Origin of the sequence: Chryseolinea soli (assembly GCF_003589925.1) — a bacterium.
Taxonomy (GTDB): Bacteria; Bacteroidota; Bacteroidia; order Cytophagales; family Cyclobacteriaceae; genus Chryseolinea; species Chryseolinea soli.
Genome location: NZ_CP032382.1, coordinates 3,864,054 through 3,878,058, shown reverse-complemented (window position 1 = coordinate 3,878,058; position 14,005 = coordinate 3,864,054). Strand labels below are relative to the sequence as shown.

The window sequence follows — 14,005 nt, the reverse complement described above, 5'->3', positions numbered from 1 at the left end:
TTTGAAAGAAGCCAGGACGCGATTCAAATCACATAAAAAAAACAAAGACTGCCCTTGCGAGCAGCCTTCGTTTATTTCAAGGTATTGAGATTCTTTACGGCTTCTCGATGCAATTGAACATCCAGTTTATTCCATAGCGATCGGTGAACTCCCCGAAGTAGGCACCGAAAAACATATCGGCCAAAGGCATCGTAACGTTGCCGCCTTTTGACAGCGCTTCAAAAAGCTTTTTGGTTTCGGCCCGTGTGGAAGGCTCCACGCAGATGTGCATGTTGTTGCCCTGGATGAGGTTCATGCCCATTTCCTTTGGTGCATCAGTAGCCATCAATACATGTCCGCCCAGGATGGGTAGCTCCACGTGCAACACCATCTTCTTGATCGCGTCGGGCACCGGGGGATGTCCCGATTCCGGGGGAATGTCGCCAAAACGCTTGATGCCTTCTCCGCTGAACTCCGTTCCAAAAACCGACCGGTAGAATTTGAAAGCTTCTTCCGTGTTGCCCGGGAAATTCAAATACGTTGTGACCCGGGGTTTTGTACTTGTCTTTAGTTGTTTGCGAATTTTGAATTGGGCCTGCAGGTATTGTTCCAGGTTTCCGAGCGCCATCGTGAAGCCGCTTTCGAAGCCCATCGCCAGCAACTGCTGGAGGCTAGCCTCGCTTGCCGACGTGATCTCCACGGTGATCTCCGTTCCGCTTCCCATCGCGCGAAATGCGATCTTCCAACGCGTCTCGCCGAATTCGGTATTCTTCACACCTTTTTCGTCAACGAAATAGTCCGTGGTCTCGAAGCTTTTTTGAAAATCGATCTTGCCAAAATCCACCCTTGCCCAATGCCGCTCGTTGTTGGGGCCTACCATGGCATAGAGCCAGTGGCCGCCTTCACTGAAATCCATGGCTTTGGTTTCGGTGTGCCAGGGTTTGGGCGCCCACCATTGGTCGAGCAATTCAGACTCGGTCCAGGTGAGCCAAACCAACTCGGGCTCGGCCTCAAAAAACCGGGTGATGGTGATCTTTTTGTTTGCCAAGTCTTTCACGACTTGTGTCTCTTGTGTTTCTACGTTACTTACCATGACGTTTTGATTTTAGTTGTTTTAAAACATTATCCAGTTGATCGAAGCGCTTTTCCCACAACCGTCGGAAAGGCTCCAGCCATTCGTCTACTTCTTTCATTTTTTTGACATTACAGTAATAATAGATCTCCCTGCCCGATTGTTCTTGATTCACCAGTTGGCATTCGGTCAGGACCTTTATGTGCTTTGACACCGCCTGACGGCTCGTATCAAAATGCTCCGCCAAGGCATTGGGCGTCATAGCCTGCAACGCAATGAGCGTCAGGATTGCCCTCCGTGTGGGGTCGGCAATCGCCTGGAATACATCTCTTCGTTCGATCATAATTTTAATCAGCAACTATATGGTTGCAAATATATAGGCAACTATATGGTTGCGCAAGTCTTTTGCTTAAATTTTTTTAACGATCCCGTAACACCTTCATACAAAGCGTTTTGATTGTTGCCGGGCCGGGCTTCGGGAGTTTGGTTCTGGATCTATTTGTTAAAATCCGCGCAGGGTATACAGGTTCTTATTTTTTTCCTTTGTACCGGATTTTTCTCCCTTCACGCCGGTTTACAAATTACCTTGCACGAAATACGCATCAGAAATGAGAACGCTTTTATCGTCCCTATTCCTTTTCCTGACGCTTCAAGGCCTGGCGTCCGCCTGCCATCCGGCGCCGGAAAAAAAGGCGCCCACGTTTGTAAAGGGCGCCGACATCAGTTGGCTGCCGCAGATGGAAGCCGGGGGTTATATTTTCTATGACGACCAGGGTAAACCACAGGATTGCTTCCAGATCCTCAAAGATCATGGCATCAACACCATCCGGTTGCGCACGTTTGTCAATCCTTCCAATGATCCCCACAGTGGCCATTGCAGCAAAGACGAAACCATCGCCATGGCCAAGCGCGCACAGCAGTGGGGCATGCGGGTGATGATCGATTTTCACTATAGCGACAGTTGGGCCGACCCGGGCAAACAGGTGAAGCCAAAAGCGTGGCAAGGCCACGGATTCCCCCAGTTGCTCCAGGATGTTTATGACTACACCCACGACGTGATGGCCGGATTAAAAGCCCAGGGCATCACCCCGGAGTGGGTGCAAGTCGGCAATGAGATCCCCGGCGGCATGATCTATCCCGAAGGCAGCACAAAAACCTGGGACAGCCTGGCGCAACTCATCAACAAAGGATATGATGCCATCAAGGCCGTGAGTCCGAACAGCAAGGTGATCCTGCATGTCGATCAGGGCAACAACATCCCCCGCTTCAGAACGTGGTTCGATAATGCAAAAGCCCATGGCGCAAAATATGATGTGATCGGGTTATCCTACTACCCCTACTGGCTCGACGGCAACCCCGACTACACGCTGAGCATCGACGACCTCGCGAAAAACATGAACGACATCTCCGCGCGCTATGGTAAAGAAGTGATGGTGGTGGAAGTGGGCGGCGAAGACGACAAAGTGCAAAACACCTACGACATGCTCGTGGCCGTCATCAAAAAAGTGAAGGCTGTGCCAGACCATAAAGGCCTCGGCGTAATCTACTGGGAGCCCGAAGGCGCCCAAAGCTGGAGCCGCTACAAGCTGAGCGCCTGGGGCAGCGATGGCCGGCCCACAAAAGCCATGGACGCTTTTTTGGCGGAATAACCTCGTCTGGGCGCTTTTTGCTGGGAATCCGGGGAGGGAATATTATTTTTTGTTCGTAAATAGTGGTAAGGAAGGTTTCACCTGTCTTCTTGAAAACCCCTACCCCTATGAGATCAGTTGCCATATCCATTTTGCTGGTCGGACTGCTGGCACAATGTCACGAACCCAACATTGCCAACCGGGATTACTTTCCCCTCAACGAGAACACCGACTGGGATTACCTGCACCAATATTTCGCCACCGACGACAACAAAACGTTCCTCTGGGCAGACACCATAAAACTCACCATCAAAGGCGACACCGTGCTGGACGGCATTACCTATAAAAAGGTAGTAGACGACCAGGGGGCTATCGACAAAGCCTTGCGCAAAGAGGGAAACAAATACTACGGCCGGAGCCATGAAGTGTACCAGGGTTTTACAAACGAATACCTTTTCCTGGATGAAGACGCCACCCTCAACACAACGTGGACAAACGATAAAGGCAATGGTAACCGCACCGTCTACACGGTGGTGGCCGTGAACGGCACGCGCACCTACAACAGCACCACGTACAAGGAAGTCATGGAGTTGAAAGTAGAATACTACCTCGGGGATGATCTTAACTACAATACACGCCATTATTATGCCCGTGGCGTTGGAGAAATTTATGCTTTTTATCCATACCCCTCGTCGTTCACCTATAGCGACCTCGATATCTCGCTGTTGAACTACGCTCCCTAGGGTTCGCTGTCGATGTGATGGCAAGTGCTTTGTTTGGATAGATCCCAACAAAAAAAAGGTTGTCTTTCGCGACAACCTTTTTTCATGATCGATCCGCTCCGAAACAACGTTTGATCTTACGCCGGACATTTATAATTTTATCGAATGACACTTACCAAAACACAGGCCACCATACCCAAATATGCTTTTGAACAAGATCCGGTCACGCGCAATAAGGCGTTTCGCGTCAAGAAAAACGATAGCCTTATCAACTACCGGAAATCCGATTTCCTGGTTCCCCACCGGAAGGATTATTATTTCATGGCGTTTGTAAAGAACGGGGGCGGCCGTCATTGGATCGATATGACGTCGTATACGATCAAGCCGAACAAACTCTATTTCACCATTCCGCAACAAGTTCACCTGAAAGAACAGGCTGCGGAATTCACCGGGATGATCATCTGCTTTACAAAGGACTTTCTTGCCTTGGACGAGAGCGATTCGCTGAGAAAACTTCCCATCATCGAAAATCCGCACCATGGCCATGAATTGGACCTGAATAAAAACGACGTCCTCTTTATAGATGACATCCTGGAGAAGATCCATCGGGAATACAACAACGCAAAAGGCGAATGGCAAACGAATATGCTCCTGGCCTATATGGAGGTTTTATTGATCTATTTAAGCAGGCTTTATACCGAGCAGTTCAGTCAACCCAAAGAATCGCCGGATCGCCAACTCCTGAAAACATATCTTTCGCACATCGAAGAATCCTATTCCGAATTTCACGAGGTCGCGGCCTATGCCGACCGGATGAATATATCGGCTGGACACCTGAGCGAATTCGTAAAAAAGCAAAGTGGAAAACCCGCCATTGCACACATCCATGAGCGCTTGATCCTGGAGGCCAAACGCATGCTGCTACATTCGGACGACTCCATCAAGGAGATCGCGTTTCAACTCGGCTTTGAAGATGCGTCCTACTTCAACAAGTTTTTTAAACGCCTCACGTTGCAGACCCCGCTCCAATACCGAACAGCCATCCGCGAAATTTACCATTGAAACCTGGAAGAGTGCCGTTCCGGCCCGGTGGCGAGGAATACCTTTGTGTTGTTAAATCAACACTATGAAAACAGCATTAATTACGGGAGCCAATAAGAGTATCGGTTTCGAAGTCGCAAAACAACTCGCACAAAAAGAGCACTATGTCTACCTGGGCAGTCGCGATCTTCAGAAAGGTGAAGAGGCCGTTGCCAAATTGAAAGCTTTGGGATTGAATAACCTCGAAGCCATTCAACTCGACGTCACCGCACAGGATTCGGTGTCGTCTGCCGCGACTACGCTGGGACAAAAAATAAATTCGCTGGACGTATTGATCAACAACGCAGGCATCAGCGGAGGTTTCCCACAAAGCCCAACCGAAATTGACACGGGTGTGATCCGGGAGGTTTTTGAGACGAACTTTTTCGGGCCCATAGAAATGATCAAAAAATTTTTGGACTTGTTGAAAAAATCAGCTTCACCCAGGATTGTGAATGTCACTTCCGGTTTGGGATCGCTTACACTGCACAGCGATCCTTCGTGGAAATACTATGCGGTGAAAGGCGCAGCGTATGGTCCTTCAAAAACAGCATTGAACGCTTACACGCTTGTTCTCGCCCATGCATTGAAAGAAACTTCCTTCAAGATCAACGTCATTGATCCGGGCTACACGGCCACAGACTTCAATCAGCATCGCGGTCCTGGAAATGTCGAAGACGCCGCGCGGTTTGTGGTTAAGTATGCACTGTTGGGCAATGATGGTCCCACGGGGAGATTTTTCAGTCATGACTTTGAAGGGAAGGATAATGAGAGTCCCTGGTAGGATTTTCCAGCTGGAAATTTCCAGACTTCCGACAAAAGGAGACTGCGTTGAAAAGACATCTCGCAACAACAGTGTGAAGCCAGATCGAGCGCCGCTAGCCCGTGCCAATCCAAGTGCGGAAGATCGATCCGATCTTCCTTTGGCACGTTTTTAAATTCATTTGCGCAACCCCGGGCTAAAGCCCTACTCTATGCACACATTTTTTTGTAGCTTAGAATCATGTAATTTTTTAGACTATATGAAACAACTACAGTCGGTTCCGCAATATGCAGCGGAACAGTTTCCGGCCAATTTTTTGGGAGATTCCCGGCTGGTAAAAAGGGGCTGTCATTTCTTTCGGATTTGATCGCTAGGCCATCTGCTATCCTTAACCGAGTTGCTGCCGGCCGGGCCTCAGTGGTCGGTTATCATCGATTTCTTAATAATGTAAAGGTCTGTTATCACGCCATCATGGAAGGTCATTATGAGTCATTGGCTGGTCGGATAAGCGGGAAGGATCTGATTTGCATCCAGGATACTAGTGAATACATGTATGGGCACCATAAGGGTATCCTCAAAGACGGAACATTGGGAAGAATTACTGATGACTATAACTTAGGTTTACGGGTTCATCCCATGTTGGTGCTTGACGCGAACGATGAATTTGCCTATGGTTTTTCCAGCTTGGAAATAGTCAATAGGGAAGCTCAAGCGGAGAACAAGACTCAACGCAAGTACAAGCAACTTCCGGTTGAAGAAAAGGAAAGCTATCGTTGGATTAATGCCGCCTTAAACACCAAGCAGGTCCTCCAAAAGGCTAACTCCATAACAATTGTCGCTGATCGCGAATCAGATATTTACCAACTATGGAGCAGGATACCAGATGAAAAGACGCATCTGGTCGTTCGTTCTTCCCTGACGCGCATTTTTAAAAATGAAGGGGGAGAAAAGCTTGATCCGACGGATAGGCAAAAACGGGTTGGCCAGATAACCCTTCTTATTCCGGCAGATTTCGACAAAAAAAGAAAAGCCCGGGAAGCCAAAATTGAATTATATGTGCAAAAAGCACAGACGCGACGGCCTGTAAGTTTGAGAAGCTCTAATGATGGTCAGCACGTGCCCCTTTACGTGGTAGTTGCCAAAGAAGTGATTAATCAGCGTGAAGAAATTCAGGACCCTGTTGAATGGATTTTGCTAACGGACATAAAAACAGACACCTTAGAGGAGGCTACTACCATAATTTCGATTTATAGATCACGGTGGAATATTGAACAGATATTCAGGCTAACCAAACAAAAGGGATTCCAATTGGAAAGTAGTCAATTAGAAACTGGCCATGCCATAGAGAATCTCATTGCCATGGTCTTTATCGCAGCAATACGAATTTTCCAGATGGTCAAGAGTCGAAACGATCAGGGCCGGCTCGCTTTGGATCTTTTTGACGCGCAGGAAATTACCCTACTAACAAAAGTAAACAAGGGCCTAGAGGGCAGTTCACCAAAATCAAAAAATATCAATAGGCCGGAATCTATTGCCTTCATCGTTTGGATTGTCGCCCGATTGGGTAATTGGAAGCCGGAAGACAAAGATCCACCTGGCCCAATTACCTTGTTGAAGGGGTGGATTGTGCTCCAAAACTACCTCAAAGTAAATCAAATATTATTATCCAATTAATGTGTGCATAGAGTAGGGCTAAAGCCCGGGGTTATGTAAAGGAAAAGAGACTGCCTTAACGGACAGTCTCTTTTGTGATGACCTGCTTGTGAAGAAAATTTAGCAGGACCGAACTATTTTTTAGTATCATCCGGCTTCTTCGAGCCGTCATTTTTCTTCGGGTCCATCATTTCCATCAACTTCAGGCCGAGCAAGCCCTCCATAGCGGTTCCGTTACTGTTGGCGCCGCCGCCGATGAGCACGTCGGGGATGAGTTTGATGTGACCTTTGGAAAGTTCTTCCGTGATCTTGTAGCGGGTGAAGTTCTCACCGCCCAGGGCTTTCACCGCCAGTTCGTAGGCTTCGGCTGTGGACTTACCGATGGCGAGAATTTTTTCAGCTTCCGCGTTACCCGTCAGCGAAATTTGCTCAGCCTGTGCAGATGCACGCAACTTGATCGCTTCCGATTCGGCTTGCGCGCGTGCTTTCGTAGCTTCGGCTTCGGCGTGGGCCCGCATCTTGGTGGCCTCCGCTTCGGCGCTCACCGCCAACTTCACGCTGGTGGCATCCCCCTCCGATTTTTTCACGGTGGCGTTGGCTGTGCGCTCGGCGATTTCCACGCTTTGTTGGGCCTTCACAATGTCTTTTTGCATATCGGCAATGGCGGTTTCCTTTTCCATTCCCTGCCGGGTTTCTTGCGCTTTCTTTTGCGTGTCGTAAGTAACTTTTTGTTCTTCCGCAATTTTACGGTCGGTCAACGTTTTCATCAGCGACTCCGGCGGAACAATATCACCGATCAGCGTGTCGACGGCGTTCACGTTATATTCGTCCAACACTTTTTTAATATGAAACTTGGCGGCCTCCTGTCTTTCCTTACGCGTGCTGAGGAAGGCAATCACGTCGCTGTCTTGTGCCGAGTTCCGGAAGTAGTTACCGATCGTTGGTTCCAGCACCTGCGACACCAGGTTGATCATGTTCCCGAAACGCGCAATCACTTTCGGTGCCTCCGTGGTGGGCACATGGATGATCTGCGCCACATCGAGGTTGAACGGGAAGCCGTCTTTCGAGCGCACGGTAATGGTGCTGAGGTTTTTGTCGAGGTTGTGCGCCTCACTGCGGGCGCTGGCCCAGTTCAACACGAGGTTTGTGGTGGGCACCTGCTCCACCTTCATGATGTATTTATTGATCGGATACTTGCCGGGACCCAGCGGTTCGAGCCACACGCCTTTAAACCCTTTTTGAACAATGTTACCGTGTTTGAATTCCACACCCGTCAGGTCGTGACCGTCCTGACCGATGTAGGAAATTACTACGCCTACATAACCGATGGGAATTTCCGTCATGGGAATTTCTTCCACCTGCACGGCCCAGGGATTGAGGTTATACGATCCGGCCAGGATCACCTGGGGTTGAAGCCCGCGGTTACCCTGGTTCTTGATAAACCTGTCGAAGTCCTGAAAGTTGTTGTGCCCTTCCACCAGTTGCCCGGCAATTTGCCCGGGGTCGATGGGCTGGCCGTCGAGTGTGGTAACAATGCCGACCATGCTTTCCTGGATGCGGATCATTTCGGTGACGGAGATCTGAAAGAGCAACGTATTGATCCGGTATGATCCCGCAGTAATGTAGTTTGCCTGGCGGCCCCGTTGTCCGTTGTTGTTGAGAAATTTTTCGGCGTCCTGGTAGTTGTCACAGTCCACGCGCTGCCCCAAGATGTTTCCGGTGGGAATTTCCGCGCCGTCTTTGGAGAGGATCAAACCGATCTTGCCTTCGGGGATGATCACAAAAGGCTGCATGTTCACTTCATATTGCCAGAACCATTTTCCAAAATACAAACCCGGCGCCAGCGTCTTGGCCTGAAAGCCGGCTTCACCGCGCGTCGCCACGATGCGGCCGTCAGGCAGTTCGCGAAATTCACCAAAGAGCACGAATTTTTTTGTCACCAACCCGATCCGGTCTTCCGGCACGATGACCATGCCGAACAGGAAACGCAGAATGTACTTGTAAAGAAGGATGCAGATCACTACCAGGAGGACCCACCAATAACTGAAAATTGGAATTTCCATACGTGTTTTACTTTTTTAAGATTAAATGAAGGGGATAACTATAGACGGAGATTGTGAAATTGAATACTGGCCGTAAAAGATGGGATGAAGGGCTCGATGCGGGGTGTTCCGAAGAACCGATGTTTTAACTTTCATTAAACTCCGTATTGGCTACGGGCTTGTTCGGGATGAAATTAAAGATAATCTTCATGCGTAAGGAGCCGCGGGTTAACAATATTTTTATTGCTTACAACATTCTGGTTCTCATTCAATTACCACCTTCGCAAAGAAAAACCGGCAAAAATTACTACCCTTTCTGACGGGCCCGGATTTTGATTCACACGAGGGCTGAAATTCACAGCCTCAACAAAATGAGGGGTTTTTAATTTGGTTTGCACCACAAACTAGATTTACATTTGTTTATAAACGCAGCGCTATGGAAACCGCAGAGAACAAACTAGACCCCGTGCAGAGCCTGCACATCATCACGGAGGCGATCGCCAAAACGAAGGAAAATATCAAAGCGCATGGCTTTCTATTTCTCTTGTGGGGATGGCTGATCGCGATTGCCAGCATTTCATTTTTTATACTGCAGGCCTACACATCGTTCCGATGGTTCTTTCTTCCTTTCCCTGTATTGGTGCTGATCGGCATCATTCTATCCGTTCGGCATTATGCCCGCGAGGGTCATCAGACAGAAACCTATATGGGATACTATCTAAAAAAAATGTGGCTGGTGTTGGGCATCAGTTTTATCACGGTGGTTGTCATGAATGTGATCATCACCCAGCCGCCCTTTACCTATACGCTGCTGATCGGCGGCATCGGCACGATGGTTTCCGGTTTGGTACTGCGTTTCAGACCACTTGTGGTCGGTGGTGTTCTATTTTTGCTTTTCGCCGTAGCCAGTGTATTTACTCCGGATCTTTATAAACCCCTTTTGCAAGGCATCGCCGTGGTTACCGGCTATTTGATCCCGGGATATTTATTGAAACATTCTAAAGTATAAACGGGCATCCTGCATGTACAATGAACTGGACCCTGTTTTAAATACTCCCGTGCGCCTGGCCATTGTGTCGGCACTGATCAAAACGAAACAGGCGGATTTTGCCTATCTCATGGAAATAACCAACACGACCCAGGGCAACCTGAGCCACCAAATCAAAAAACTGCACGAAGCCGCCTATATCGAAGTAACCAAAACGTTTAAAGGAAACTACCCACACACGATTTGCAAACTGACTTCCAAAGGAAGAAAAGCGTTTGAAAAATATGTAGAGGACATTAAGAAGTATCTGCACTTATAACGTGTAAAATTTCCACACCAGCACTCCGGTGCTTTTATTAAGGTTTTTTAGTTTGCAATACAAACTACATTTATATGTAAAATAAAATACAGCACCCTGCGTCTTTCCTAAAAAGTGCCCTTTTTAAAACCATATCATTTCGTCATTCTAAAACTATATTTTATGTATGAAGCAACCCACCTCACGCGGTCTCCCTATGAAAAGCATCGCGGGCCGCACCCTGGCATCATCGCCATTATCTACGTCTGCCTGTTTATTGTCAGCCTGATCCTCTTTGGCATTTTATCGCAGGGATCAGGATTTCCAAGGCCCTTCGCATCGCCGGAGCAGGCACAACAAATCTTCCGGCAGTTCCCGGATGCCATCCGGTTCAATGCGCTCTTCCAGTTTGGCGCCGCCATACCGCTTGGACTCTTTACCGCCGCCGTGACCAGCAGGCTCAGATTTCTGGGGGTGACGGCCACTGGGGTGAATATTGCCCAGTTCGGCGGCATTGCGGCCTCTTTGCTCATCACCTTCTCGAGTCTTTGCAGTTGGTTGCTGTCGCAACCCGGAGTAGCCAACGATCTGCCGGTCATGCATGCGCTGCAACTTTTCGGATTTGCAACCGGCGGCGTAGCTCATATCACGGCGTTAGGTCTGCTGTTAGCGGGAATCTCCGTGCCCTGTCTTTTGGGCGGGTATACACCGAAGTGGGTGGCCTGGCTGGGGTTGATCCTGGCCGGCATCGCGGAACTTTCAACGCTGAGCCTGGTGATTGAGCAGGCAGGCTACCTGCTGCCCGTGGTCCGGTTCGGTGCCTACATCTGGATGATCAGCACCGGATTCACGCTGGCGAAAAACAAACCTGAATCGATTCACTCAAAGGAAAAATAATTCAACCATGAAAAATAAAGTAGTATTGATCACCGGCGGCACCTCCGGATTGGGCGCGTCCGCTGTTAAAGCTTTTGCAGCGTTGGAAGCCAAGGTCGTGTTCTGTGGAAGGCGCACGAAGGAAGGAAGCAGCATTGAATCGCAGATCCGGTCAAAGGGTGGCGAGGCCACTTTTGTGCAGGCCGATGTAACCCACGAAAAACAAGTTGAACACCTGGTATCCGAAACGATCCGCTTGCATGGCCAACTGGATGTTGCTTTCAACAACGCCGGCGCCAATCTCTCCTTCGGGCCGCTCGAAGCGATGAGCAGCGAACAATTCATGAATACCGTCACGCTCAATCTGACCGGAACATTCCATGCGTTGAAGTATGAGATCCAGGCCATGAAAAAAAACGGGGGCAGCATTATCAACACCGCCAGCACGGCAGGAGTGAAAGGTGTTGCTCAAGGAATTGCTGCCTATGTTGCTGCAAAGCACGGGGTGATCGGTCTGACAAAAGCGGCTGCCCTGGAACAAGCACGCAACCAAATCCGGGTAAATGCGCTTGTCGTTAGCGCGATGGCTACCGAACAATGGCTGCAGGGGGTGAACCGAACGCCGGGGATGTATGAAAAAATCGCGGCCGCCATGCCGTTGGGAAAAATAGCGACTCCGGAAGATATTATTCCCTTGATCACATTCCTCGCGGGCGATCAATCCACCTTCATCACCGGGGCTGCATTGGCCATCGATGGTGGCGTCACTGCCGGATAACGGCATCTGATCTCGCTGGACTAGCGTCACCTTGCCCTGCCTTTTGACCCAACAAAAAATTTAGCGGCATTTGGCCTGGACCATGCGATATTTAAAAGTTTCTTCTAAATTTGCCCCTCGCTTGCCCTCAGCATGACGTGCTGAATTGCGAAAGCAAATCCATAAGGTTCAAAAATGACGAAATTGAGCAAATTTCGAGGTTATTTGGAAAAATGGAGCAAGCCAAAGTGGCGGAATTGGTAGACGCGCACGACTCAAAATCTTCTGATTACCTCTTTTTTCAATTTATAACACACAGGCTATCAACTATTTAACAACTCCGCAACTCGAGTCGTGAGTTGCGTTGCCCCGCCAGTTGCCCCGCCGAATTTACATTTTTTTAACTGGTGAATATGCCAGATGAATGGTTGCTTCATACTATTTTACATTCACAAAGTTCCTTCCAAATTTTCAAATTATTGGGCAATTTGAAGAAACGAAGATGCAGCGGGATCTGAGAGTCAATGAACAAATCGACAAAAAAACTTACTCGTTTGACATCCTAGAATCAACCCTATTGCGGCGCAAAATTCGTGCCCTCGACCACGTTACGGAATACCTGGAAACCTTAAATATTGAATTGCTAACGATAGCCGATGAGTTACCTCCGACGTATAACGAAATTGTTTGGCAAGACGGAGAAGTACTATGATAGCTATAAGCAAATCATTCAATCTCTTAATTCATTCTTTAACGGACATCTTACTACCCGTCATAAATTTCATGCTGCCACTGCGCACTTTTAAGTCCCACGGATTTACGGAAACTGGCCCCTGATTGTAAATCAGTTTTTAACTATCTTCGAGGGAAGGTGCAAAATTTAGTCCCTTTACGAAGTTACTTAGTCGTTACCCTTTACACACTTTATTAGGCAGTGTCAGAAATTACCTACTTTCACACCTTTTTGAAGAAGTTATTTCGTCCCATCTTTGCAATAGTAAGTTACGTTATCTGCTGAGTGTTAAGTGAGTTATTTCTTTCCTCGTTCATTTTATAAGCTCCACTGTTTCCATAATTTAAAAGTTAAATTGGATTGTTAAAATTATTTTCAACAACTCTAAAGCACTTATTTAGAATTTATAAACCAAGCGCAAGGTTGGTCTTGTGCCTTCCGAACGATTTTTAGCCGCTGTTTCAAAAAATACTTTTGCCTCCATAAAGAGCCCCGTGGGAGTTATGTAATTCAACCCTAGGCCATAAGCAAAAACTTGCTCGCGTGTATCTGTTATTCCATAGGTGGTCTGATAATATCGGCTATCACCTTTAAACGAATCTTGCGTAAGTTGTTTTAAATAATAACCAGCAATTTCGGCACGCAAGGCTTTATAGATGGTATGCTCAATGGAATAATTCATACTAGCAAATATGCCTGGTCGTATTTCTGAATCGAGAATTTTAGTATTATAATTAATATGATTTCTGGCGCTTACACTGAATTTTTTTGTAAGAAAATAGGTAAACGTATAATGAGCGGAAATAGTAAATAAATGCGCAGATGGATTGATGGCATCATTAGAGCTATAGGAACCTGTCGGAAAAACAAAATCAATTTCGGCACGGTGAAACAAGGCCTTGTTGAGAAGTTTTTTATCGAACCATTGAATGACTGGTCCCATAATAAAATCTCCAAAGACTCCAGGATTTACTGATGGTACACTGCCCGTAGAATTAGTAGCAGAGATTTTCACTATCGGTAACAAAGCAGTAAAACCAAGGTTACCTCCCAATACTTTTGTTTTGGAAATAAAAGCAAGTTGGTGCATCACTAAGAGTGAGTTTACTTTTAAATCCGTAAGTAGTGTGCTACCACGTGCATCTCTCATGGATGTAGTTTTATAAACCTGCATGTGATTCATATAAAATAAACCGGGTCCGGGAGGAACTGCATCGAGCATATTTGTGAGTCCCAAATTGGTTGCAGGCAAACCCGGGTCTTGACCAAAAGTTTTTTCCATTACACAGGTACATATGACCAAAGGGAAGAGTATGGCAAAAGTGTTTCTTGTTTTTAACAAAAACAATTCTCGATATCCGACAAAAGGATGTGTTTTCATTTACGATATAGCTATGCTTATTTACTACCTATT

Annotated in this window: 13 protein-coding genes; 9 read left to right on the top strand and 4 right to left on the bottom strand. The window is 47.6% G+C overall.

What is annotated here, in order from left to right; genetic code table 11:
- Positions 1-94: 94 nt before the first annotated feature.
- Positions 95-1,072, bottom strand: coding sequence for an SRPBCC domain-containing protein (locus D4L85_RS16545; RefSeq protein ID WP_119755341.1), 978 nt, complete (start codon positions 1,070-1,072; stop codon positions 95-97).
- Positions 1,062-1,394 (bottom strand): ArsR/SmtB family transcription factor, encoded by a 333-nt coding sequence (locus tag D4L85_RS16540; protein ID WP_119755340.1) that lies wholly within the window; start codon positions 1,392-1,394, stop codon positions 1,062-1,064. The genes D4L85_RS16545 and D4L85_RS16540 overlap by 11 nt, the downstream gene beginning before the upstream one ends.
- Before the next feature lie 265 nt (positions 1,395-1,659).
- Here D4L85_RS16540 and D4L85_RS16535 point away from each other — a divergent pair, with 265 nt between their 5' ends.
- The 5 genes from D4L85_RS16535 to D4L85_RS16515 all read left to right on the top strand — a co-directional run bounded on the left by D4L85_RS16535 (position 1,660) and on the right by D4L85_RS16515 (position 6,918).
- Complete coding sequence (locus D4L85_RS16535) at positions 1,660-2,700, top strand: glycoside hydrolase family 53 protein (protein WP_119755339.1); 1,041 nt, start codon at positions 1,660-1,662, stop codon at positions 2,698-2,700.
- 107 nt (positions 2,701-2,807) lie between these two features.
- On the top strand, positions 2,808-3,422 hold the full coding sequence (locus D4L85_RS16530) for a hypothetical protein (RefSeq protein ID WP_119755338.1): 615 nt from the start codon (positions 2,808-2,810) through the stop codon (positions 3,420-3,422).
- A 144-nt stretch (positions 3,423-3,566) separates the two neighbouring features.
- Positions 3,567-4,463 (top strand): AraC family transcriptional regulator, encoded by an 897-nt coding sequence (locus D4L85_RS16525; RefSeq protein WP_119755337.1) that lies wholly within the window; start codon positions 3,567-3,569, stop codon positions 4,461-4,463.
- 64 nt (positions 4,464-4,527) lie between these two features.
- Positions 4,528-5,265: an SDR family oxidoreductase gene (locus D4L85_RS16520; protein ID WP_119755336.1), complete on the top strand. Its 738-nt coding sequence runs from the start codon at positions 4,528-4,530 to the stop codon at positions 5,263-5,265.
- 450 nt (positions 5,266-5,715) lie between these two features.
- Entirely contained in the window at positions 5,716-6,918 is a 1,203-nt protein-coding gene (locus D4L85_RS16515) for an IS4 family transposase (RefSeq protein WP_236849103.1), read from the top strand.
- A 113-nt stretch (positions 6,919-7,031) separates the two neighbouring features.
- Here D4L85_RS16515 and D4L85_RS16510 read toward each other — a convergent pair whose 3' ends face one another.
- A complete protein-coding gene (locus D4L85_RS16510; RefSeq protein WP_119755334.1) occupies positions 7,032-8,960 on the bottom strand; it encodes an SPFH domain-containing protein in 1,929 nt (642 codons plus the stop codon).
- 415 nt (positions 8,961-9,375) lie between these two features.
- On the opposite strand from D4L85_RS16510, the gene D4L85_RS16505 reads away from it, so the two are divergent.
- The 4 genes from D4L85_RS16505 (at position 9,376) to D4L85_RS16490 (ending at position 11,879) form a co-directional block, all read left to right on the top strand.
- A complete protein-coding gene (locus D4L85_RS16505) occupies positions 9,376-9,948 on the top strand; it encodes a hypothetical protein (RefSeq protein ID WP_119755333.1) in 573 nt (190 codons plus the stop codon).
- A 13-nt stretch (positions 9,949-9,961) separates the two neighbouring features.
- Complete coding sequence (locus D4L85_RS16500; RefSeq protein ID WP_119755332.1) at positions 9,962-10,246, top strand: winged helix-turn-helix domain-containing protein; 285 nt, start codon at positions 9,962-9,964, stop codon at positions 10,244-10,246.
- A 162-nt stretch (positions 10,247-10,408) separates the two neighbouring features.
- Positions 10,409-11,122 (top strand): hypothetical protein, encoded by a 714-nt coding sequence (locus D4L85_RS16495; RefSeq protein ID WP_119755331.1) that lies wholly within the window; start codon positions 10,409-10,411, stop codon positions 11,120-11,122.
- A 7-nt stretch (positions 11,123-11,129) separates the two neighbouring features.
- The gene (locus D4L85_RS16490) at positions 11,130-11,879 is read left to right on the top strand and encodes an SDR family NAD(P)-dependent oxidoreductase (RefSeq protein WP_119755330.1); all 750 of its coding nucleotides are present in this window, start codon (positions 11,130-11,132) and stop codon (positions 11,877-11,879) included.
- 1,109 nt (positions 11,880-12,988) lie between these two features.
- Here the strand turns inward: D4L85_RS16490 and D4L85_RS16480 are convergent.
- The gene (locus D4L85_RS16480; protein ID WP_119755328.1) at positions 12,989-13,972 is read right to left on the bottom strand and encodes a SphA family protein; all 984 of its coding nucleotides are present in this window, start codon (positions 13,970-13,972) and stop codon (positions 12,989-12,991) included.
- Positions 13,973-14,005: the final 33 nt, after the last annotated feature.

Excerpts from the sequence above, each read along its gene's own strand:
- D4L85_RS16495 (WP_119755331.1), top strand. The coding sequence starts at position 10,409 with ATGTATGAAGCAACCCACCTCACGCGGTCTCCCTATGAAAAGCATCGC.
- D4L85_RS16530 (WP_119755338.1), top strand. The coding sequence starts at position 2,808 with ATGAGATCAGTTGCCATATCCATTTTGCTGGTCGGACTGCTGGCACAA.
- D4L85_RS16545 (WP_119755341.1), bottom strand. The coding sequence starts at position 1,072 with ATGGTAAGTAACGTAGAAACACAAGAGACACAAGTCGTGAAAGACTTG.
- D4L85_RS16505 (WP_119755333.1), top strand. The coding sequence starts at position 9,376 with ATGGAAACCGCAGAGAACAAACTAGACCCCGTGCAGAGCCTGCACATC.
- D4L85_RS16510 (WP_119755334.1), bottom strand. The coding sequence starts at position 8,960 with ATGGAAATTCCAATTTTCAGTTATTGGTGGGTCCTCCTGGTAGTGATC.
- D4L85_RS16515 (WP_236849103.1), top strand. The coding sequence starts at position 5,716 with ATGGAAGGTCATTATGAGTCATTGGCTGGTCGGATAAGCGGGAAGGAT.
- D4L85_RS16535 (WP_119755339.1), top strand. The coding sequence starts at position 1,660 with ATGAGAACGCTTTTATCGTCCCTATTCCTTTTCCTGACGCTTCAAGGC.
- D4L85_RS16480 (WP_119755328.1), bottom strand. The coding sequence starts at position 13,972 with ATGAAAACACATCCTTTTGTCGGATATCGAGAATTGTTTTTGTTAAAA.
- D4L85_RS16500 (WP_119755332.1), top strand. The coding sequence starts at position 9,962 with ATGTACAATGAACTGGACCCTGTTTTAAATACTCCCGTGCGCCTGGCC.
- D4L85_RS16525 (WP_119755337.1), top strand. The coding sequence starts at position 3,567 with ATGACACTTACCAAAACACAGGCCACCATACCCAAATATGCTTTTGAA.
- D4L85_RS16490 (WP_119755330.1), top strand. The coding sequence starts at position 11,130 with ATGAAAAATAAAGTAGTATTGATCACCGGCGGCACCTCCGGATTGGGC.
- D4L85_RS16520 (WP_119755336.1), top strand. The coding sequence starts at position 4,528 with ATGAAAACAGCATTAATTACGGGAGCCAATAAGAGTATCGGTTTCGAA.
- D4L85_RS16540 (WP_119755340.1), bottom strand. The coding sequence starts at position 1,394 with ATGATCGAACGAAGAGATGTATTCCAGGCGATTGCCGACCCCACACGG.